This window comes from Sphingopyxis sp. MC1, assembly GCF_000371385.1.
GTDB lineage: Bacteria > Pseudomonadota > Alphaproteobacteria > Sphingomonadales > Sphingomonadaceae > Sphingopyxis > Sphingopyxis terrae.
Genome location: NZ_AOUN01000008.1, coordinates 272,208 through 292,913, shown reverse-complemented (window position 1 = coordinate 292,913; position 20,706 = coordinate 272,208). Strand labels below are relative to the sequence as shown.

Sequence of the window (20,706 nt, the reverse complement as noted above, 5' to 3'; positions counted from 1 at the left end):
GTCTAAGGCGCCGCTTCACCGAACGACGGCCCCTTCGTCTAGCGGTCTAGGACGTCGCCCTTTCACGGCGAAAACACGGGTTCGAGTCCCGTAGGGGTCACCAAATCGCCGGAAAGGCGCAGAAGTCTCGGTTTTCTGTTCGTTAGTGACTCGGTGGGTACACCAAATGAGTACACAAAGGACGAACGATCATGAATCCGAAGGGACTCTGGCGCGATCCACGCAGCGGCATTTTTTATCTTCGCCGCCGTATCCCGCTGCCGTTGCAAAGCGCCTTCGCTTGCGGCCAACTTTACAAGGTAAGCCTCGGCACCGCCGATCAGCGCCATGCCGAACGCAAGCTGGCGATTGCCAATGGTGAATATGAGCAGAAGTGCGAACAATTTCGCGACGCGCTCGCAAACGACGCTCCAAGATCCTTCACTTCCGACGAGGCGCGTGTCTTGGTTGACCGCCTCCTCACCGCCAGGTCCACTACCGGGTTTGCGAGCGGCGGTATGGATGTCGCCTTCTTGCTCAAGGAGCTCGACGACGCCGTCGCGGACCAATCGGGAGACCATCGGGCCACCGCACAAGACATGAGTCCAACCGAATGGATCGCTTATCGCAAGAGGTTGGCGGGAAGCGACGCCGACGATGAGTTTTCTCCCGAAACACTCGCTCGGATCGAGGCTCACCATGCTTCGGTCCATCGCGACCTTGGCGATCTGTGGTTCAGTTTTCAGAAACGGGTACCGCACCGCCGTTGGCGCCCCCTGCTCAGCTTCGCCGTCGCGAAAATAAAGCGTGAACTAAAACTACCCGAGGAGGCGAATCGCGGGATCGACGAACCGCTCGCCGATGCACTGGCCGATGCGCTGGGTTCGCCGCAAGTCCGCGAACAAGTTCCCGTACTCCCCTCGGCCCGGCGCCGCGCAAATTCGAGCCGGCTCCAACCGGACATGAAGCTCGACGCCCTCGAGGCGAAGTGGATCGCGGCGCGCAAGCCGACGCCGAAGGCGCAGGCCGCGACGAAAACGGCCGTACGCTATTTCAAAAGCTATATCGGCGATGTCGGCATCGGCGAAATCACGCCCAACGATCTGTTCGAATTTCGTGACGCGATAGCGGTGCTGCCAAAAAGTATGCCGCGAGTGCATCGCATGATGGAGTTTGTCGACATTCATGCGCTCTATGCGGACAGATCGGGCGTAGACCGCATATCCCCGCAATCGATCAAAAAATATCTCGGCGCGGTCCAAGCCCTCCTCGGGTTCGCTTTCCAGGAGCGCTTCATCCCTGCGAACACCGGCGCCGGTATCAAAGTCGAAGGATACACAAAAAAGAGCACGCGGCGCCCATTTACCAAGGACGAACTCGCTCAGCTATTTGCGGCCAAGCTGTTCACTGCGGCTTGGTCTCACCCTCTGAGCAAGTCAAAGGTCTCCGATTCGACGCTGCGCTGGTTGTTCCTGCTCGGGCTTTGCACGGGCGCTCGAATTGAGGAACTTGGTCAGATATTGCTCGCGGACATCAAGTCCGAGCAAGGGATCCCTTATATCGACGTCACGGACTACGTCATGGACGAGATTGACGAGCGCAAACGGGTGAAGACCGACGGTTCTATTCGCGTGATACCGCTCCATCCCAAACTGATAGCGCTCGGATTTCTCGACTACGTCCAACGGATGCGGTCAAGCGGAGCAGTACGGCTTTTTCCTGACCTCGAGGCCGATTCACTGGGCGTAAAGACCAAGGAGGCGAGCCGCCGCGCCAACCGCCTGATCGACAATGCCGTCGGCGACGACCCCCGCCTCGTGTTTTATAGTTTCCGACACAGCTTCAAGGATCTCTGCCGCGACGCCAACATTCCCAAGGACGTGCACGACCAGCTTATGGGGCATTCGCCCGCAGATGTTGGCGGAGGCTACGGTTTGGGACGGGCGATCGGCAATCTTGCAGCCCATCTAAAGCGAGTTCGGTTCCTTTTCATCGATTGGGATCCGATTAATGTTGCTGCCAAATAAGCGAACCGCTGCCCGGCTGCTATTCGGCCTGAGCTGGCCGGTTGCGGACTGACGGCTTTTAGCGTGCAAACGGGGATAGCGGACGTTTAGCGACAGGCCAAAGCGTTCGCTTCCAGAGGGCGTGGTCCTTGTCAGCGCCGCAAAGCAAGCGAAAGCAGCTTTGCGCCTATCGATGCCGGCAATCGTCCCTGTCCGAAGGTATGCCCCAACCAATGCCTCGATCCAATCGACCAGGAGCCGACCGCCACCTAGCTTGCTGAACGTCGTGATTGCACGACTTTCAGGAGGATCGAGACATGAAACCGGACACTATTGCAATGCCCGAGAAATCGGGCTTCGAAGAGCTGGTTCCGTCGCGTTATGCGCTGCGGATCGGCGAGATCGATGTGCTTGTCGTCAGCGACGGCGTGCTGCCGCTGCCCACCGAAACGATGGCCACCAATGTCGACCCTGCGGTCCGCGCCGAATGGTTCAAGGATATGTTCGTCGGACCCGACATGTTCGACTGGGCTCTCAACGTCCTCGTGCTGCGCAGCGGCGACAAGACCATATTGGTCGATGCGGGCCTCGGCGGCCAGTTCCCCGGCTTTCCGCGGGCCGGCCAATTTCCCAAGCGGCTGCAGGCCGCGGGGATTGACCTCGCGTCGGTCACCGACATCATCATCACCCATATGCACATGGACCATGTCGGCGGACTGCTCGTCGACGAGGTGAAGCAGCGCTTGCGGCCCGATGTCCGGATTCACGTGACAGCCACCGAAATCGCCTTCTGGCAGACCCCCGACTTCGAACAGACCGCGATGCCGAACCCCGTTCCCGAGGTTCTGCGCACGACCGCTACGCAGTTCATCGATGCCTATGCCGACAAGATCATGGCCTTCGACGAGGAGTGCGAAGTGGCCCCGGGCGTGGTCGCAAAGCTGACCGGCGGGCACACGCCGGGGCACTGTATCGTTCATGTCGCCTCGGGCGGCGAGCTCCTGACCTTCGCGGGCGACGCGCTCTTCCCCGTCGGCTTCGACCATCCCGACTGGCACAACGGCTTCGAACACGATCCCGAAGAGTCGGTGCGCGTGCGCGTCCGCCTGTTGCAGCAGGCGGCCGCCAGCGGCGAGTATCTCGTCGCGACGCACCTGCCCTTCCCTTCGGTTGGCCGCGTCGCCGCCGATGGCGACGCCTTCCGCTGGGTCGCTGCCTTCTGGGATTTCTGATCTCCGGCCGAAGGCTCTCCCGGGGGGCGTATCGACCGATCGCGCCGGTATGCCCCCAACCGGCAGAACACCGCCCCCTCCAGCCCAGGGAATTCGAAATGCGGCATCCGTGCGAGCCCGTCTCGCTGCACGCTTATGGCCCGTCAGGCCGAATGCGCAGCCAGCCTGTCGGCAAGAAAATCGGTGAACAATCGGACGCGCAGCGGTGCAAGGCGGCCGAAAGCGTGCAGCGCCTGGACGGGAACAGAGGCGAGCGGATCGTGCGGGAATATCTCGGCGAGGCGTCCCGCGGCAAGATCGTCCGCCACCGCCAGCCGAAGCAGCTGCGCAATGCCGACCCCGCCGAGCGCCGCAATCCGCATCGCCTGACCCGAATCGGTGTCGAGTGCCCCTGCGGGCAGCAGATCGGTCCCGTCGGCGAAGCGAATGGGATAGGCCTGCGACCCAAGCCGATAGCGGATATGCGGCAATTGCGCGAGCGCTTCGCGCGTCGCGGGATGGGCAACGCGTTCGAGCCATTGAGGCGCCGCGACGAGGATGAGCGGCAGGGTCGCAAGACGACGCACCATCCAGTCCACATTCCCCGTATCGCCGACCCGCAACGCCACGTCATAGCCTTCGCGGATCAGATCGACATGGCGATCGGTGATACTGATCTCAAGTTTGATCTCGGGATAGCGCGGGACGAATTCCCGGGTGAGCGCTTCCATCAACGCGGGACCGAGCACGCCGGGAATGCTGGCGCGGAGCACGCCCTGCGCGCGTTCAGCCCCCTTCAAGGCGTCGCCGGCTTCATCGAGGGCACGCAGCAGCGGGGCGATGCGCTCGTAATAGGCCGTCCCGTCGACGGTCAGCGTGAGCGAACGGGTCGACCGGAGGAAAAGCTTGACGCCGAGTCGTCGTTCGAGCCGTTCGACGCTCTTCGAAACCGCGGAAGGGGTGGTCCCGGCAAGACGCGCCGCAGCGCTGAACGAACCCGTCTCGACGGCGCGCACGAAGGCATGAAGTCCGGGCGTCGGTTCCAGGCCCGTGGTCATTCGATAGTTTTTAGCAAAAATGATGTGCCTGTCTCCAGGCTAATTTTCCGAACTGGAAAAGCCAAATCCATCTCCGTCTTCAACCACAGAGGTGAATTATGGACAGTTTGAAGGGAAAGGTCGCCGTGGTTACCGGCGGCAACAGCGGCATCGGTTTCGCGAGCGCGAAGCTCTTTGCCGAGCAGGGCGCGCAGGTGGTGATCACCGGGCGGCGCCAAGCCGCACTCGACGAGGCAGTCCGGTCGATAGGCCCCGCTGCGGCGGCGATCTGCGGCGACGTCGCCGACCCGGCGCACCACCACGCGGTCGCGGACCTTGTTCGCGAGCGCTTCGGCGGCGCGGACATCTACATGGCGAACGCCGGAGTCAACACGATCACGCCATCGGGCGAGGTGCGCGAAGCCGAATATGACATCCAGTTCGGAATCAATGCCCGCGGCACTTTCTTCGGGGTCCAAGCGATCGCGCCGCACCTGCAGGAGCGAGCCTCGATCATCCTTGTCGGTTCGCTCGCGAGCGACAAGGTGCTCGACGGACACGCCGTCTATGCCGGGACCAAGGCGGCGATCGGGGCGTTCGCGCGAAGCTGGGCGCTCGAATTCAAGGACCGCGGCATCCGCGTCAACATGCTCAGTCCCGGGCCGACCGAAACCGAGATCCTCGGCAAGCTGGGCGTGGCGCCCGAAGAGCGTGGCGCCTTTGCCGAAATGATGGCGGGCGCAATCCCGCTCGCGCGGCTCGGCCGGCCGGAGGAACTCGCGCGCGCTGCGCTGTTCCTCGCGTCCGACGCCAGCAGCTTCGTGACCGGCATCAACCTCCGCGTCGATGGCGGCATGGCGCTGCTCTGATTCATCATCCCCAAACATCGAAGGAAATAAGCATGACCCAACCTCCCGTCGAGCCCGCCATCGCCGCCTTGATCCACGACGTCGTCCATGTCGGCAGCGCTTATGACATCGAAGGCATGGAAAGGCTCTACACGCCCGACCAGATTTTCCTGGTGCTCGGCAGCGACGGCGAGGTGACCCGAATTCTTCGCGACGATTCGATCGCTGAATTCCGGTCGCGTCGCGACGCGGGCGAAGCGCCGCTTTCGACCGAACATCGGGTGCTTCACGTCGAGCAGCAGGGCGATCATGCCACGGCGATCCTCTATCGCCGCATGAGCTCCGACGCTCCGCCCGCGATGTACGAGCTTCGCATGCGCAAGGATTCCGGCACCTGGATGGTCGCCGGTGAAACGGTGACGCCCTGGCCGGGCGGCATCGATGGCGCCTTCCTCCCTCCCCGGAAGGGCGCCTGACTGCGGGGCGCGCGCGGCCCCGCCCCCCCAGCCCCGCGCGCCCCAATTTTCAAATGACAGAAAGGAACATGCCTTGAAAAATCTTGCTCTCCCCCTCTCGCTCGGCGCGCTGATCGCCGTCGGCACGGCGGCGCCCGCGGCCGCCCAGACCTTCGAGGGTCCGTATGTCGGGGCGCAGGCCGGCTGGAGCCAGAATCGGCTCGGCTCGGTCGAGACCGACGTTGGCACCGCCACGATCGACGACAGCCGCGATGCGGCGACCGCCGGCATCTTCTTCGGCTATAATCTCCAGCCAACCGCCAAGGTCGTGCTGTCGGCCGAAGGAGCGGTCAATTTTGGGTTCGACGACGACCTGTCGCGTGCGCAAAAGGACGCATCGGCCGCGATCAACCCCGAATATGGTTTCGACCTGGGCGTCCGCGCCGGTTACCTCGTGACCGACAAGACGCTCGTCTATGCGCGGGGCGGTTATGAGAATATCCGCACCAGGGTGCAGATCCTCGATCTCGAAGGTCCGCGCCGCGGCAAGGACAATCTCGACGGTTGGTCGGTTGGCGGCGGCATCGAACGGGCTGTCACCGACCATATCTCGGCGCGCGTCGAATATCGCTACAGCGACCTTGGCAGCGGCGACACCAAATGGGATCGGCATCAAGTCCTGGCGGGCGTCGCTTGGAATTTTTGAGGATCGCTCATCCCATCCGAAAAACTGAATGTGGCAGGCAAGGCAAGGCAGGAATGTCTTGCCTTGCCAAACGCGGACAAATATACTCCGCGTTATGGCGCACATGACCGTAAGCGTGGAATATGGGCTGCATTGCCTGCTGGGCCTGATCGATGCGGGCGATGCGCCGCGCAGCGCCCGCGATCTGGCTCTCTTCCAGGGAATTTCGCCGAGCTTCGCGGCCAAGATTTTTGCCAAGCTGGAGAAGGCGGGGATCGTGAGGGCAGCGGAAGGCGTGCGCGGCGGATATCGGCTCGCGCGGCCGGCCCATGCGATCAGCGTGCTCGAACTGGTCGATGCGATCGAGGGGCGCAAACCCTTGTTCGACTGTCAGGACATACGCGGGCGTTGCGCTCTGTTCGAGGACGGCGCGCCCGAGTGGGCGACGCGCGGCGTGTGCTCGATCCATGCGGTCATGCTCAAGGCCGAAAAGGCAATGCGCGACACGCTGGCGAGCGAGACGCTGGCCGACATTGGCGGCCGGCTCGAGCGCAAGGCCCCCGCCGAGTTCGGCGGCGACACCAAAGCCTGGTTCGCGGCGCGACTCGCAAGACGGCGGTCGCGCCCGTCGCAAGCAGAGGATAGGCAAAGATGATCCGACCGGCATCCGAGGAACAGCCGCCGCTCGTGCTGGTCGTCGACGACGATGAGGACGTTCGCACCGCAATCAGCGAGCTGATGTTATCGGTAGGGATAGAGGCCGAATGCTGCGCCTCGACCCGCGACCTCATCGAATCGCCGCTTCTCGATCGCGCGGGCTGTCTCGTCCTCGACGTACGAATGCCGGGCGCGAGCGGGCTCGACCTCCAGCAGCATCTGGCCTCCACGGGTATTTCCAAACCCATCGTCTTCCTGACCGGGCACGGCGACATCCCCATGTCGGTGCAGGCGATGAAAGCCGGCGCGGTCGATTTTCTGACCAAGCCGGTCCGCGATCAGACCTTGCTCGACGCCGTAACCGCCGGGATCGAACGCGACGTTGCCGAGCGTGCCAATGCGCAAATCGTCCATGAACAGGTCGAACGCTATGCGACGCTGACGCCGCGGGAAAGTCAGGTTATGCGCGAAGTCGCACTGGGGCGGCTGAACAAGCAGATCGCTTACGACCTGGGCATAACCGAGATCACTGTGAAGCTGCACCGCAGCAATGTGATGCGCAAAATGCAGGCCGCTTCGGTTGGCGAACTGATCCGCGCGTGGGAAAAATTGCCGGCGGAGGTGCGCGAACCGGCCCCGGCCTAGACTTTGGTATGGTTATAATGGCTTACAAGCTGCGCGACATTGACCCTATCGGCCAGCGAGGCCGCGTGAAAGAGGATGCCGCCGCTTGTCCCATATGCCGACCGTCGCGATCGTGGACGATGACGAGGCCGTTCGCGAAGCCCTGGGCGACCTTCTGATGGTCTCGGGGCTCGCCTGCGAATGTTTCGAGGGCGCTGCCGAGTTTCTTGCGGCGCGCCGCGTCCGTCAATTCGATTGCCTTGTGACCGACATTCGCATGCCGGGCATGTCAGGCATCGATCTGATCGAACGATTGCGCGACGAGCGCGCAGAATTGCCGGTGATCGTGCTGTCGTCGGTGCTCGACGACGCGACACGGTCCCATGCCCTCGCGATCGGTGCCCGCGCGTGGCTCACCAAGCCCGTCACCGACGAGCATCTGCTGGGAGCGCTCGCGCAGGCAATCGCGAGTTCAGGTTCGAGCTCAAAGCGGTGACGGCGACCCTGCTCGACCCGCTTGAGAGCGATGTGGAGGGCATCGCGGAACTCGCATCGGAGAGCATCGTCATCCTCGATCCCGCCGGGATCATACGCTATTGGAACCCGGCCGCCGAACGCCTGTTCGGCTGGCCCGCACTCGCCGTTTGCGGGACCGATGGCGCCCAGCTGTCGCCCGCGCCAGGCGACGAGGCGAACGCTTGGTCGCAATTGCTTCAGGAAGGCGCGTGGGAGGGACGTATTCGGCGCCGCACGCGCGACGGCGACGTGCGGGTCGCAAGGGTCCGGCGGCATCTGCGTTACCACGCCGCCGGAACGCTGCGCGACGTTGTCGAATATGCCCGCGCGGAGCCCGTGGCACCAGGCTGGACGGGAGCGGACGACGCAGTCCCGGATCGGTCGATGGCGGCGAGTTGGGAAATCGACGTCGCGCCCGCCGCCGACATCCTCGCTCGTCTCGCCCCCCGCGCGCCCAGCGCCGACACGTCCGAGCGCGATGGGCTTCTCCACGGGCTCGTCAATGCCGCACGGATCGTCGAGGTCAACGATCGGACTGCGAGACTGGTTGGCGGCAACCGCGGGCCGGCCCTGATGGCCGGGCAGTCGGTCGCGGCTTTCTGGCCTCTCGAAAGTCGGACGATCCTTGCTGATCTCATCCTCGAGGCACGCGCCGACCGCGAGTGCCGCAGCGTCCAGCGCCGCCTTGCCTCCGACGGCATCCTGCGCGATCCGCTCGTTACCGTGTGGCGCGCGGGCGACGATCGACCGGACCGGTTATTCGTTGCCGTCGACGGCCTGGCCGACGACGATCGATCCTACCTCTATCTGCGCGCCAGCGAGGCGCGCTACCGCAAGCTCATTCACTATATGCCGGTCGCGCTCTGGCAGGTCGATGCGAGCCACATGGGCAAGATATACGCCGAGTTGCGCTCGCGCGGTGTCACCGACTTTGCAGGACATCTCGACGATCACCCTGAACTCCTCGAATTCGCAGCGGCGAGCGTTCCGGTCACCGACGTCAACCGATGCGCGATCGAACTCGTCGGCGGTGCGAGCGTACAGGACTTAATCCGGCCTGTCGGATATCTGTTCGCCGAAAGTCCGGACTCGCTGCGCCGCGTCATGATCGGGCGATTCAGCGGGCGCAAGAATTACAGTGAATATATGAAGATACGCGCGCTTGACGGTCGCCTGCTCGACGTCCGCTTTTCGGTTACCTATCCCGAACCGCTGCTCGAACTCGATACCACGATTTTCAGCCTCGAAGATGTGACGGAACGTCTCCGCATCGAGACCGAACTCAGGCAACTCCAGGCCGATTTTAGCCACGCCGCGCGCATCTCGACCCTCGGCGAGCTGACCAGTTCGATTGCCCATGAAGTCAATCAGCCGCTAGCGGCAATCATGACGAATGCCGAGACGAGCCTTCGCTGGCTGGCGCGCGACGAACCCGACATCGGCAAGGTCGCGCAGCTGACAACGCGGATCGCGACGAGCGCGCGCCGCGCCGACGATATCGTCCGCCGCATTCGCAGCATGGCCGTCAAGCAGGCACCCGAACCGGTACCGATCGCGCTCAACGACGTCGTGCAGGAAAGCCTCCTCTTCGTCCGCCACGAGATCGAAACACGCGGCATTCGCGTGACGACATCCTATGCACGCCGCGTTCCGAAAATCGTCGGCGATCGCATCCAGCTCCAACAAGTCATCGTCAACCTGCTGATCAATGCGGCGCAGGCGGTCGAGGCATCGTGCGAGGCCGACAGGGAAATCCATATTGCAACGACGGCAGGCTCAAAAGGCGAAGCCGTGTTCACTTTGCGCGACCGGGGACCGGGGATCGACCCTGACCATCTCGGCCAAATCTTCGACGGCTTCTTCACTACGAAGCCGCAAGGGATGGGAATCGGCCTCGCAATCTGCCGATCGATCGTCGCGGCGCACGGCGGCGGAGTGTCAGCCTCCAACCATCCAGAGGGCGGCGCGGAATTTCGCGTTCGCTTGCCGCCCGCGCGTCAGACATCATGATCGAGCCGGCTGGCCTGTTCGCCGGTCTGGCAATCGGCGTTGCGATGGGCGCGCTTGCGTGGCGGCGCCATGCCGATACCCATATCCATGCGGACGAGGCAATTCATCCCGGAGACCGCCAAGCCATTGCGCAGGCTGAAGCACGCGCCTTTTGCAGCGGCGTGCCGCAGGTCGTCAGCTACCGCCAGCGCTCGTCAAGGCACGGATGGCGATGGCACAAATATCGTGCCGAACCTGTCTATTCCTCCAATGTCACCGTACGCCCCTTGGTTCACGACCCGCACGAAGACTGGGCGCTCGCCACCTCGCTCGGGGAAACCGGCGATGCGGTAAACGCCGCGAAGATCATCGAAGACGTCTACGGCTCTGCGTTCGCCTTCGACGCTGAGGGACGCTTCACCTATGCGACCCCCATGGCCCAGACATCGCTTGCGATGACATTGGACGATTTCAACGAGCCGCTGAGCGATGCGGCTTTCCTCGACGGCGGTGACCTTGGCTGGAAGAGGGGCGTGCATCCGGCAGACTATGACGGCGCTTCTGCCGAGCTGCGCCGCTGCATGCGCAGCGGAACACCGTTCAACTACGAATATCGCGTGCTGCGGGCAACCGGCGAATATGTTTGGCACCGCTTTGCGATCCGCCCTGCACGCGCCGACGACGGCCGCGTTACGGGTTGGTACGGCACGGGTTTCGACGTCGACGTTTTCCGCCGAACCGACGCCGCCCTGCACGAGAGCGAGCGCTCCCTGCGCGAACTGCTCGAGACTGCGCCCGCTCTTATCTGGTGCATGACGCCCTCGGGCCGGCCGATCTACTTCAGCCGCCACATGCGCGAATTCCTCGGCTTCGACGTCGCGGCGAAGGACGAACCCGATGTTCCGCGATTGCAAAGCCTGTTGGGCGCCATCATCCATCCCGACGATCTCGACCGCGTAAATGAGCGTCTCGATCATTCGCTGCGCACGGGCGAGCCCTATGCGCTCACCCATCGGCAGCGCCGCTTCGACGGAATGTTTCGCTGGGTCGAGACGCGGCTCGCCGCCATGCGCGACGAAGCTGGCGAAATCGTGCAGTGGAACGGCGTTTGTCTCGATATCCACGACCAGATCCGGGCGCAGGATGAGCTCCGGCAAGCGCAGGATAAACTCGCGAAAGCCGGCGAGGCGGCGAGCCTCGCCGAGCTCTCGGCATCGATCGCGCATGAGGTCAACCAGCCGCTCGCCGCCATTATGACCAACGCCCAGGCTTGCCAGCGGTGGCTGGCCGGCGACGAGCCGAACATCGCCCGCGCGCGGGGCATCGTTGACCGGATCGTGCGAAGCGCCGAATCCGCAGCCGACATCGTCAGCCACATCCGTGCCCTTTTCCAAAAGAGCGCCGGTCCGCGCCGATCCACCGACCTCGGCGCGCTGGTCGGCGAAGTGCGAGACCTTCTCGCCAAGCCCTTCGCGCAAAGTCGAACATCGCTCGACATTCGGCTCGCCTCCGGGCTTCCACCCGTCGCGATCGATGCCGTCCAGATCCAGCAGGTTCTCGTCAACATCCTGCGCAACGCGATCGAAGCAATGGCTGCGAGCCCGGAGGGCAGCCGAAAGTTACGGCTGGAAGGAGCCGTTGAGCGCGATCGCATACGGATCGATATCACCGACACGGGGCCAGGCCTTGCCGACCCCGATCACGCGTTGGAAGCCTTCTTCACGACCAAGGTGCACGGCATGGGAATGGGTCTCGCCATCTGCCGCTCGATCGTCGAAGCGCACGGCGGCCCACTCCAAGCCAACAACGTCGAACCCACGGGCGCGCGCTTCACTTTCACCCTTCCAATAGCGAAGGGCGGCGAGGACTAGTCGCCAACCTGTCTCGACCTTGGCATAGTCGCGGCGCATCCCCCGTATAATCGCGCTGCCGCCCGAAATCCTTATCCCAAGTGGGCCGATCCCGTCCCGGGCATCCCGTATACGGCATCGGTTCGACGCGAAGGATCACAGCATGCCCATACTTCAGGATTTCATGATCGGTCGCCGGGCGCTCGTCGCCGCCGGTGGCGCGGCGACGCTTGCAGGCGGCCTGGGCTGGTCGGCTGTCAGCCTTGGCACAATCCCTCCGAAAGCTCACAAAGGAGCCGATCCCATGACTTATATTACTGCCAGTGACGGCGCGCAGATTTTCTACAAGGACTGGGGGCCGCGCGATGCGCAGCCGCTCGTCTTCCATCACGGCTGGCCGCTCACGGCCGACGAGTGGGACAACCAGCTGCTCTTCTTCCTCTCTCAGGGCTACCGCGTGATTGCCCACGACCGGCGTGGTCACGGCCGCTCGACGCAGACCGATCACGGCAACGAGATGGACACCTATGCCGCCGACGTCGCGGCGCTGGTCGCTTCGCTCGATCTCAAGGGTGCGGTGCACATCGGCCATTCGACCGGCGGCGGCGAAGCTGCGCATTATGCCGCACGCGCCAAAGCCGGAACGATCGCGAAGCTGATCCTCGTCGGCGCGGTTCCGCCGGTCATGGTCAAGAAGGCCAGCAACCCCGGCGGCCTTCCGATCGAGGTGTTCGACGGGTTTCGCACGGCACTCGCCGAGGACCGGTCGCAATTCTATCTCGATGTCGCCTCGGGTCCCTTCTATGGCTTCAACCGCGATGGTGCGAAGGTCAGCCAGGGCCTGATCCAGAATTGGTGGCGGCAGGGCATGGTCGGGAGCGCCAAGGCGCACTACGACTGCATCAAGGCTTTTTCCGAAACCGACTTCACCGAAGATCTGAAGAAGATTGCGGTGCCGACGCTCGTCATGCACGGCACCGACGATCAGGTCGTGCCGTTCGCCGACTCCGCGCCGCTTTCGGCGAAGTTGCTCGCGAATGGCACGCTGAAGGCCTATGAAGGCTTTCCGCACGGCATGGCGGCGACCCACGCCGATGTGATCAACAAGGATATCTTGGCCTTCATCCGGAGCTGATGCGAACGGCCGGGACGGATCGCGGTGTCCGTCCCGGTTCCATTGCGGCGATCCAGTTATCTGTCGGGGCGGCCTACCCACTTGCTGGCTGCCGGCGCACGATATCGCGCCATCGCCTGCAACAGACATGCCGGATCGTCCTCGACGATCAGCATCTCGCGGTGAACGGGCTTCAGAAAGCCCTGTCCGACGACATGATCGAGGAAGGTCAGCAGCCGGTCGTAAAAGCCAAGGCCGCTGAGCAGAGCGCACGGCTTCGCATGGGTCCCAAGCTGCGCCCAGGTCCAGACCTCGAACAGTTCCTCGAGCGTGCCTATCCCGCCCGGCAGCGCGATAAAGCCATCCGACAGATCCGCCATCAGCGCCTTGCGCTCATGCATCGAGCCTACGATGCGCAGCTCGGTCAACCCGAGGTGCGCGACCTCCTTTTCTACCAGCGCCTGCGGGATGACACCAATGACCCGGCCACCGCCAGCCAGCACGGCATCGGCGACGGCGCCCATCAGGCCGACAGCCGCGCCGCCATAGACCAGGTCGATGCCGCTCCGTGCCAGCTGCTCGCCAAGGCGCCGCGCAGCGCATTCATAGGCCGGCGAGATTCCGGTGCTCGATCCCGAAAAAACGCAAAGCCGGCGCGACGTCTCCTGCTTGGGCGCGGGGCTCATCAGCAATATCCGGGCTGACGGATATCGAGCAACCGGGCGCTTTCGTGCCACAGCGCTTCGGCTGTGTCGGGGTCGATGGCGAAAGGACGCACACCAGGCCCGCCGAGTTCGCCGTCCGCCTCGATGAAGGCAATGTCGCAGTCTTCGCAATAGACTCCGCCGAAACTCGCCAGAGCGGGCGACGTGGCGCACCAGATCGTCGTGGCGGCGCCTTGCTGCGGACTCTTGAGGTCGCGCCGCGGATCGACAACGGCCGTGCCGTCCGGATGCACCGCGCCGAACTGCTCAATCTCCTCCCGGCTCAAGTGACGCGCAAGCGGTCCCAGTATCGAACCGGGATGGACGGAAAAGGCGCGAATGCCGTGCTCGGCGCCGCGCGCGTCGAGCGCGACGGCGAAGAGGGCGTTTGCCGTTTTGGCCTGGCCGTACGCCAACCATTTGTCGTAGGCGCGGTGCCGGAAATCGAGATCGGACAGGTCGAGTCCGCCAAGTTGGTGCGCGCGCGACGACAGGACGACCACACGCGCGCCGCCGGCTGCGCTTCGAAGCCGCGGCCACAGCGCCGCTGCAAGACGGAAATGACCGAGATGGTTGACCGCGAACTGGCCTTCCCGGCCAGAGGCATCGCGGAACAGCGGGGTCGCCATGACTCCAGCGCTCAGGATCAGGAGATCGAGCCCACGCCCGCTCTCCAGAAAGCCCGACGCGAATTCCGCGATCGACGACGGGTCGAGAAGATCCATCGCGGCGACTTCGACCTTCGGAATATGATGGAAGGCTTGCCGGGCCGCGCCCGCATCGCGCGCGGGCACGATGACATGGGCGCCTTTTGATGCGAGAATCTTGACCGTCTCAAAACCCAGATTCGATGCGCCGCCGGTGACGATCGCGGTCTTCCCCGACAGATCGACACCATCGGCGACGTCGGCGGCGGTGGTGAAGGGGCCGAAGGGCGTATCGAGCGGAAATTGCAAAGCCGTCATGGGAAGCTCCTGTTCGATAGGGAACGGCGGGCCGCTATGCGGCCCGCCGGAAGGATGTTGGTCGAAGAAAGGCTTCGGCGCCGTCAGAAGCCAAGCGGCCTCCTCTCAGAAATCGACCGTGCGCGCCTCGAAGGCATTCTGGAATGCGGCCTCGCGCTCCGCCGCAGGGGGATATATCCACACCGTATTGACCTCCATCTTGACCTTCTTGGCCTCGGGTCCGGTGATCTCGACGGTCCGGGGCGACCATCCGCGGGTGAAGATCGCGGCATCGGGACCGAGATCGAGGCACACGACATAGGATGGCTGGTCATAGGGCAGGGTCGTTTCGCCCAGCAGGTCGGCTGCCGCGTTGTGCCCGGCGAAGGCGCCCAGGCGACGCGCGTGCTGGCACGACATCAGCGAAAAATTGCCTTTGTCGTCGGTTGCAGCCTTTGCGGTATCGCCTGTGGCGAAGATAAGCGGCGCTCCGGGCACCCGCAGATCGGGATCGACGATGACGCGGCCGAGATTGTCGCGCTCGCCCGGCAACTGAGCGGTCAAGGGCGAGGCGCGCATACCTGCCGACCAGATCACTGTGTCGGTCTCGATCCGCGCGCCATTGTCGAGCGTGACACCGCCTTCGTCGAGGCCGGAAACCCCCGATCCGACGATCGTCTCGATACCGAGCTCGCGCAGCCGTGCCTCGATATAGGGACGCGGTTCGTCGCCCATGTCGTGCGCGATGCACGGCCCCTGCTCGACGATCACCACGCGCACCGGGGTGTCCTGCCCGAGAATTTCGCGCAGTCGGTCGGGCATTTCGGTCGCGACCTCGATCCCCGTGAAGCCGCCGCCGACGACGACTACCGTATTGCGCGCCGAGGAATAGGGACGTTCAGCAAGCGCCTGCAGGTGTCGATCGAGCGCAACTGCGGCATCGCGCTCGTTTACGCTGTGACCAAAGTCTGCGAGGCCCGGGATCGGGGGTTGAAATCCGTGGCTTCCCGCCGCGACAACCAGACGATCATAGGGCAGCATTTCGGCCGAGCCGTCCACGCCCGTTAGACTGATGACGCCCTTCCCCGCATCGATCTCGTCGACCCATCCGGCACGATAATCGATGTCGGTCGCGGCGAACAGCTCGCCGAGGGGCGCCGTCATCGACGCGGGATTGCGTTCATAGAGGCGCGGCCTGACGATCAGCGCGGGTTCGGGCGCGACGACGGTGATGGTCAAATCCGCGGGCGAGACGCCCTTCTCATCACGCAGCCGCGCCGCCGAAAGGGCGGCCAGCAGTCCGGCGAAACCGGCTCCGATAATGACAATTTTCTGTGCCACGGGACTCTCCTTGCTGATTGGGCCTCCTCCGACCCGCTGAAGCGGGCGCGGGGAGGATCGGCCCGAGCATCGCGGACCGCCCGGCCCTCGCCTATCGTGCAAGGGGCTAGCGGCTTCAGGCCGATGGCGAGGCAGACCTATTCCTTGGGACAGGGCGAGGTGACGGAATGTCGCACCCATCAAGTTGGCGGGCTGGCGGCACCGACCTTCAGAATCGATACAGAAGGTTCAGCAAGCTCGCCGCGACAAGGTCGCGTTCAAGAGGAGACAGGCGCATCGCAAGGGCCACGAGCGTGACCACGGTTTCGAATATCTGGGACGGTGCGTTGCGAATATAAGCACCTGCCAGCAAAGGCGCCCTTCGAACCCCACTGCCCGAGCGCACCGCAAATACTGCGAAGGCGATAACGCTGGCGCATTGCGCAAGCGGCAAATTTACCGAAGCCCATAGGCACCCTCCGAATGCGAACAGCTGAGAAAGTCGGGCGCTCGATTGCGCCGACAGGAAGATATTTCTCCGAACGCTGTTCCAGAGAATGCGTGAAAGGGTTGGGGGGTGGCCTCGCATGATTTCTGCCTCGATGTTTCGATGGCAGATTGCGTTCAGGAATGATTTTCGACCATTCTACTCAATGGCCTAATGACCCTGTGCGAAAATATGGGGTCAACGCTTGTCTTGGCAAGCAGCGCCCGGAGCACGGGGATCAATGGCCGGCAGCAGAAAGGCCGCTTGCGATTAGCGTGGGTGGGAAAGCAGCCGTTCATGGTTAAAGAGAAACGATACGACATTTTTACTCGCGTGAGATTTCTGCTGCTGCCCTAAAGATGCCGAGGGCCCCACAATGCCAAAAAACTACCGCATCGAGCTGGGTGGTCCGCAGCTTGATGCGGTGGTCGGCATAGAAGCGGGCGCAATTACCCTCTTCCGGCGGCCGTCTATGCCGCCACAATCCCACGCATCATCGAATCTCCTTAGAACGCGGCGCTATTGGTGCCCTCGTCCCTAACCCCGCCTTTACCTGCCAAGTTGTGCACACCGCGCGACGAACGCGCCAGTCTATGGCGCTTTGATGCTATCGGGCCGCGCGGCCAGAGCCTAGCGTCTTCGTCAGGGTTTGCCAAAAAGATCATGCTGCATGGTGCCGTCCCGCCGCCAAGTCGCGCGGGCTTAGTGCACTGGCGCGCCTGCCAAAGTCCCAACCGCTCATACTGCCCGCAGGACCTTTCTGTGGGGGAAGGAGAAGTCATGCCCACGCATCACGGACTCAAAAATTTCACCGGCCTCCATTATTTGTGCACTCACAGCGTCAACCGCAGTGACCGGTTCGGCCGCATGTTCCCCCACGCCCCGCCGCTCTATATCGACCCGCGCGACCTCGCCGCGATCGCCGACAAAGACGGCCCGATGAAATCGACCGGCCCCGCGAAAAAGACCACGAGTGTCCCCGTCGGGCATATATTTTTCGGCCAGTTCGTGGACCATGACATCACCCTCGACCTTACCAGCAGCTTTGCGCGGCTCGATGCGGCCGAATCGACGGTCAATTTCCGAACACCGACCCTCGACCTCGACAATATCTATGCCGACGGCCCCGACGGTTCGCCTTATCTCTATCACAATGTCGCCGCGGGCGGAGCGGGCAGCGAGTTCAACGGCATCAAGATCCTGGTCGGCGCCGACGCCCCCGGAGCCACCGCGCTCCAGCAACAGGACCTCGCGCGCTCGGCTCACGGCCGCGCGATAATCGGCGATCCGCGCAACGACGAAAACCGCATCATCTCGCAGTTACAGCTCGGCTTTATCCGCTTCCACAATCGCGTCGCCGACACCCTTCATTCCAAGGGGCTGACCGGACGCAACCTGTTCGACGAATGCCGCCGCATCGTCACCTGGCATTATCACTGGGTGGTGGTGAACGATTTTCTCCGCGCGATGGTCGGCGCGCCGCTGATCGCCGACATCCTCGCCAATGGGCGCAAGATCTACCGGCCCGACGATTGCCCGTTCGGCGCCGACGCAGGTCCCGATCCGTTTATCCCGGTCGAATTCGCCGTCGCCGGCTTCCGCTTCGGCCACTCGATGATCCCTCAGCGTATCCAGATTCAGGCGGGCAAGCCGGCGCTCGAAGTGTTCGGCGCCACTCTCGGTTTCGGCTTTCAGCCGCTCGGTGATCTCAAGGGGGTGGTCGAATGGCCGCAAGTGCTCGATCTCAGCAACGCGACCGTCGATCGCGCCGACAAGCTCGATACAAAGCTTGCGGCCAATCTGCTTGACCTGCCGTTCGTCGGCGCCGGCGACGTCAAATCGCTGGCGCTGCGCAATCTGCTGCGCGGCCAGGCCTTCCGCCTGCCATCGGGCGAGCATATCGCCGAGGCGTGCGAGCGACCGGCGAACGAGATCGCCAAGGTGACGAACAAGGCTCAGACGCTCGCTGGCGCCGCAACGCCGGCGGCGACGCTGGCCGGCGGCACCCCGCTATGGCTCTATATCCTGGTCGAGGCAGCGGAAATCGGCCGCGAAACGAGTTCCGGCAATTTCGACAAGGGCGAGGGGCTCGGTCCGGTCGGCGGTCGCATCGTCGCCGAAACCTTGATCGGCCTGCTCGAACTCGACGACCGTGCCTATCTCGGAAGCAACCGCGCTTGGTCGCCCATCCTCGCCGCCGACAAACTCGGCCCGAATGGTGTGTTCACTCTACTTGACCTCCTGACCTTCTGACCCAGGCCTCCCCCTCCGCGCCTCCAAATCGGGGCGCGGAATGCGGACAGGCACAGGATCCGCAGAACGAGCTAAAAGGAAATGCGCGGGACGGATGCGACTGGCCGATTGCGACTGTCCTCTGTGGATGGCTCCCGCGTTGCAAGCATAAATTGATGATCGGCGTTTTGGTCGGTTGCAGTCGTCTGTCCGGCCTGTTGATGCAGTCGGTAGGGACTGCTGGCCCTGATGGAGTCCGCGAACCGGGTCCCGATCGGCTTTTCAGGCTATGACGCCTTTGACAGTCCATGGGTTGTCCCGGCTCCCGGTCTGACCGGTATCGCCATCACATCGCATCGCGCTTACAACATCGTAAAGCTGATCTCCTCAGCCAAGCTCCTTCTATTATCCTTCCAACATCGGGCCATGATGGCGCTGATAAACTTGCCCGCGCGTCATGAGCGCCCAAGCGATCCGGGCCATCTTGTTCGCCATGGCGACCGTCGCGACCCTCACGGGCTTGCGGGCCAACAGGGCGACGAGCCGCGGATCTGCCGTGTCAGGCTTGTATTTCGCGCGGCGGACCAACGAGGTCGCGCCTATGACCAGCAGCCGGCGCAGATATTTGTCCCCCATCTTGCTGATCCGCCCTAGCCGTTCCTTCCCGCCGCTCGACTTTTGCAGCGGCGTGAGCCCGAGCCAGGCGGCGAACTGCCGGCCAGAACGGAACTGGTGAGGATCGCTGACCGACGCAGCCAAATCCGTTGCGCCGACCGGGCCGATACCAGGGATCGTCGAGAGACGCTGCGCGACCTCATCGCTACGCTGGAGTGCTGCCAGCCGAAGTTCGATCGCGTGAAGTCGCGCATGGATGTCGAGCGCTTGCTGCGAGAGCATCGCTACGATCATTGCTGCGTCGTCCGGCACCTCCGGCGTGCGCTCGCTGTCGACGATCTGCCGTGCCATGATCAGCGCGCGATCCCGCCCTTCCGGAATGACGATCCCAAATTCGGCGAGCAGACTTCGGATCATGTTTATCAGCTGCGTTCGCTGACCGACGAGCAGGCTGCGGCTTCGATGCAGCGCCAGTGTCGCCTGCTGCTCACGCGACTTCACCGCAACGAAGCGCATCGTCGGCCGCGTGACCGCTTCACAGATTGCTTCCGCATCGACAGCATCGTTCTTCCCGCGCTTCACGTAAGGCTTGACGTAAGCAGGCGGCATGAGCCGCACCTCGTGCCCCAGAGCGGTCAGCTCGCGCGCCCAATGATGCGACGTGCCGCAGGCCTCGATGCCAACAAGGCACGGCCCCGCCTTCGTAAAGAAGGGCAGAAGCTGAGCACGGCGAAGCGTCTTTTGCACTACGACATCGCCCGCTGCATCAACTGCGTGAACCTGAAAAACATTCTTGGCCAGATCGAGGCCGATCGTGGTAATCTCCATGGCGGATGGCTCCTCTGCTCGGGTTTGCATGACAGCAACCCATCTTGGCACCTAGATGCCGTGAGCGGGAGCCATCCACCTCATCCGCTTTTGGGGGCCAAACAGAGAGATCGGACGTTCCGCCATGAGTCAGAGCGCTCGCTCTCGGGATATCGAGGCGCCGGACCTTGAAGCCCTTTGCCGAAGAACCAAGGTTGCCGCGCTTTACCTTGTGCCTACGAATGACAATCCAACCACGACAACGTTGAAAGCGGACGAGCGCCTGGCGATTGCCGCAGAGATCCTGCCGCGCACCAGCTATGCCAGTCATCCCTGCGGCTATCATCTTTGGGTATCGCTTGGCGCCGGCGGCAACGCGGCGCAGGTCAGCGGCGCGCTCGCCGGCGCGGGCATGACCGCGATACCGGCGGACAGCTTTTCACCCAGCTATACAAGCGCCCCGGCGCTGCGCGTGTCGCTTGGCGGAACGATTGAGGCATCGGGCTTGCGCCGCGGGCTGACAATGCTCTCGATATTTCTGTCGTCCACCGGATCAAGGCCGCGCGTTATCTGATCCGCTCTCCATCCCCCATTAAAATGGCCGATTTCGGACAGGCAGCTTTTGC

Annotated in this window: 18 protein-coding genes and 1 tRNA gene; 14 read left to right on the top strand and 5 right to left on the bottom strand. The window is 63.4% G+C overall.

Annotated features, from left to right (window positions below; translation table 11 throughout):
- Positions 1-27 precede the first annotated feature (27 nt).
- The 3 genes from EBMC1_RS12395 (at position 28) to EBMC1_RS12385 (ending at position 3,217) form a co-directional block, all read left to right on the top strand.
- Positions 28-103 (top strand) — tRNA-Glu (locus EBMC1_RS12395).
- 88 nt (positions 104-191) lie between these two features.
- Positions 192-2,006, top strand: a complete 1,815-nt coding sequence (locus EBMC1_RS12390) for a site-specific integrase (protein WP_003047150.1) — start codon at positions 192-194, stop codon at positions 2,004-2,006.
- A 296-nt stretch (positions 2,007-2,302) separates the two neighbouring features.
- Positions 2,303-3,217: an MBL fold metallo-hydrolase gene (locus EBMC1_RS12385; protein ID WP_051066421.1), complete on the top strand. Its 915-nt coding sequence runs from the start codon at positions 2,303-2,305 to the stop codon at positions 3,215-3,217.
- A 143-nt stretch (positions 3,218-3,360) separates the two neighbouring features.
- Here EBMC1_RS12385 and EBMC1_RS12375 read toward each other — a convergent pair whose 3' ends face one another.
- Complete coding sequence (locus EBMC1_RS12375; protein WP_003047143.1) at positions 3,361-4,254, bottom strand: LysR family transcriptional regulator; 894 nt, start codon at positions 4,252-4,254, stop codon at positions 3,361-3,363.
- A gap of 98 nt (positions 4,255-4,352) precedes the next feature.
- On the opposite strand from EBMC1_RS12375, the gene EBMC1_RS12370 reads away from it, so the two are divergent.
- From EBMC1_RS12370 to EBMC1_RS12330, 9 genes are all read left to right on the top strand, one after another.
- A complete protein-coding gene (locus EBMC1_RS12370) occupies positions 4,353-5,102 on the top strand; it encodes an SDR family NAD(P)-dependent oxidoreductase (RefSeq protein ID WP_003047140.1) in 750 nt (249 codons plus the stop codon).
- 32 nt (positions 5,103-5,134) lie between these two features.
- Complete coding sequence (locus tag EBMC1_RS12365; protein ID WP_003047137.1) at positions 5,135-5,557, top strand: hypothetical protein; 423 nt, start codon at positions 5,135-5,137, stop codon at positions 5,555-5,557.
- A 73-nt stretch (positions 5,558-5,630) separates the two neighbouring features.
- On the top strand, positions 5,631-6,242 hold the full coding sequence (locus EBMC1_RS12360) for an outer membrane protein (RefSeq protein WP_003047132.1): 612 nt from the start codon (positions 5,631-5,633) through the stop codon (positions 6,240-6,242).
- 94 nt (positions 6,243-6,336) lie between these two features.
- A complete protein-coding gene (locus EBMC1_RS12355; protein WP_003047131.1) occupies positions 6,337-6,876 on the top strand; it encodes an RrF2 family transcriptional regulator in 540 nt (179 codons plus the stop codon).
- Positions 6,873-7,523, top strand: coding sequence for a response regulator transcription factor (locus tag EBMC1_RS12350; RefSeq protein ID WP_003047128.1), 651 nt, complete (start codon positions 6,873-6,875; stop codon positions 7,521-7,523). The genes EBMC1_RS12355 and EBMC1_RS12350 overlap by 4 nt, the downstream gene beginning before the upstream one ends.
- 94 nt (positions 7,524-7,617) lie before the next feature.
- Positions 7,618-7,998, top strand: coding sequence for a response regulator transcription factor (locus EBMC1_RS12345; RefSeq protein WP_003047124.1), 381 nt, complete (start codon positions 7,618-7,620; stop codon positions 7,996-7,998).
- On the top strand, positions 7,995-10,028 hold the full coding sequence (locus EBMC1_RS12340; RefSeq protein WP_003047121.1) for an ATP-binding protein: 2,034 nt from the start codon (positions 7,995-7,997) through the stop codon (positions 10,026-10,028). The genes EBMC1_RS12345 and EBMC1_RS12340 overlap by 4 nt, the downstream gene beginning before the upstream one ends.
- Positions 10,025-11,878, top strand: a complete 1,854-nt coding sequence (locus EBMC1_RS12335) for a PAS domain-containing sensor histidine kinase (protein WP_003047119.1) — start codon at positions 10,025-10,027, stop codon at positions 11,876-11,878. Before EBMC1_RS12340 ends, EBMC1_RS12335 begins: the two co-directional genes overlap by 4 nt.
- Positions 11,879-12,161: 283 nt before the next feature.
- A complete protein-coding gene (locus EBMC1_RS12330) occupies positions 12,162-12,992 on the top strand; it encodes an alpha/beta fold hydrolase (protein WP_003047116.1) in 831 nt (276 codons plus the stop codon).
- A gap of 56 nt (positions 12,993-13,048) precedes the next feature.
- Here EBMC1_RS12330 and EBMC1_RS12325 read toward each other — a convergent pair whose 3' ends face one another.
- The 3 genes from EBMC1_RS12325 to EBMC1_RS12315 all read right to left on the bottom strand — a co-directional run bounded on the left by EBMC1_RS12325 (position 13,049) and on the right by EBMC1_RS12315 (position 15,960).
- Positions 13,049-13,657 (bottom strand): TIGR00730 family Rossman fold protein, encoded by a 609-nt coding sequence (locus EBMC1_RS12325; RefSeq protein ID WP_003047113.1) that lies wholly within the window; start codon positions 13,655-13,657, stop codon positions 13,049-13,051.
- The gene (locus EBMC1_RS12320; RefSeq protein WP_003047109.1) at positions 13,657-14,640 is read right to left on the bottom strand and encodes an SDR family NAD(P)-dependent oxidoreductase; all 984 of its coding nucleotides are present in this window, start codon (positions 14,638-14,640) and stop codon (positions 13,657-13,659) included. The genes EBMC1_RS12325 and EBMC1_RS12320 overlap by 1 nt, the downstream gene beginning before the upstream one ends.
- Positions 14,641-14,745: 105 nt before the next feature.
- Complete coding sequence (locus EBMC1_RS12315; protein WP_003047106.1) at positions 14,746-15,960, bottom strand: NAD(P)/FAD-dependent oxidoreductase; 1,215 nt, start codon at positions 15,958-15,960, stop codon at positions 14,746-14,748.
- A gap of 1,246 nt (positions 15,961-17,206) precedes the next feature.
- On the opposite strand from EBMC1_RS12315, the gene EBMC1_RS12305 reads away from it, so the two are divergent.
- Entirely contained in the window at positions 17,207-18,679 is a 1,473-nt protein-coding gene (locus EBMC1_RS12305; protein ID WP_003047104.1) for a peroxidase family protein, read from the top strand.
- A 384-nt stretch (positions 18,680-19,063) separates the two neighbouring features.
- On the opposite strand, the gene EBMC1_RS12300 is transcribed toward EBMC1_RS12305, so the two are convergent.
- Positions 19,064-20,101 (bottom strand): IS110 family transposase, encoded by a 1,038-nt coding sequence (locus tag EBMC1_RS12300; RefSeq protein WP_003047100.1) that lies wholly within the window; start codon positions 20,099-20,101, stop codon positions 19,064-19,066.
- Positions 20,102-20,345: 244 nt separating this feature from the next.
- Here EBMC1_RS12300 and EBMC1_RS12295 point away from each other — a divergent pair, with 244 nt between their 5' ends.
- On the top strand, positions 20,346-20,654 hold the full coding sequence (locus EBMC1_RS12295; protein WP_003047097.1) for a hypothetical protein: 309 nt from the start codon (positions 20,346-20,348) through the stop codon (positions 20,652-20,654).
- Positions 20,655-20,706: the final 52 nt, after the last annotated feature.

Coding starts and splice junctions, on each gene's coding strand:
- EBMC1_RS12370 (WP_003047140.1), top strand. CDS start 4,353: ATGGACAGTTTGAAGGGAAAGGTCGCCGTGGTTACCGGCGGCAACAGC.
- EBMC1_RS12375 (WP_003047143.1), bottom strand. CDS start 4,254: ATGACCACGGGCCTGGAACCGACGCCCGGACTTCATGCCTTCGTGCGC.
- EBMC1_RS12365 (WP_003047137.1), top strand. CDS start 5,135: ATGACCCAACCTCCCGTCGAGCCCGCCATCGCCGCCTTGATCCACGAC.
- EBMC1_RS12335 (WP_003047119.1), top strand. CDS start 10,025: ATGATCGAGCCGGCTGGCCTGTTCGCCGGTCTGGCAATCGGCGTTGCG.
- EBMC1_RS12300 (WP_003047100.1), bottom strand. CDS start 20,101: ATGGAGATTACCACGATCGGCCTCGATCTGGCCAAGAATGTTTTTCAG.
- EBMC1_RS12385 (WP_051066421.1), top strand. CDS start 2,303: ATGAAACCGGACACTATTGCAATGCCCGAGAAATCGGGCTTCGAAGAG.
- EBMC1_RS12325 (WP_003047113.1), bottom strand. CDS start 13,657: ATGAGCCCCGCGCCCAAGCAGGAGACGTCGCGCCGGCTTTGCGTTTTT.
- EBMC1_RS12320 (WP_003047109.1), bottom strand. CDS start 14,640: ATGACGGCTTTGCAATTTCCGCTCGATACGCCCTTCGGCCCCTTCACC.
- EBMC1_RS12350 (WP_003047128.1), top strand. CDS start 6,873: ATGATCCGACCGGCATCCGAGGAACAGCCGCCGCTCGTGCTGGTCGTC.
- EBMC1_RS12390 (WP_003047150.1), top strand. CDS start 192: ATGAATCCGAAGGGACTCTGGCGCGATCCACGCAGCGGCATTTTTTAT.
- EBMC1_RS12345 (WP_003047124.1), top strand. CDS start 7,618: ATGCCGACCGTCGCGATCGTGGACGATGACGAGGCCGTTCGCGAAGCC.
- EBMC1_RS12355 (WP_003047131.1), top strand. CDS start 6,337: ATGGCGCACATGACCGTAAGCGTGGAATATGGGCTGCATTGCCTGCTG.
- EBMC1_RS12305 (WP_003047104.1), top strand. CDS start 17,207: ATGCCCACGCATCACGGACTCAAAAATTTCACCGGCCTCCATTATTTG.
- EBMC1_RS12330 (WP_003047116.1), top strand. CDS start 12,162: ATGACTTATATTACTGCCAGTGACGGCGCGCAGATTTTCTACAAGGAC.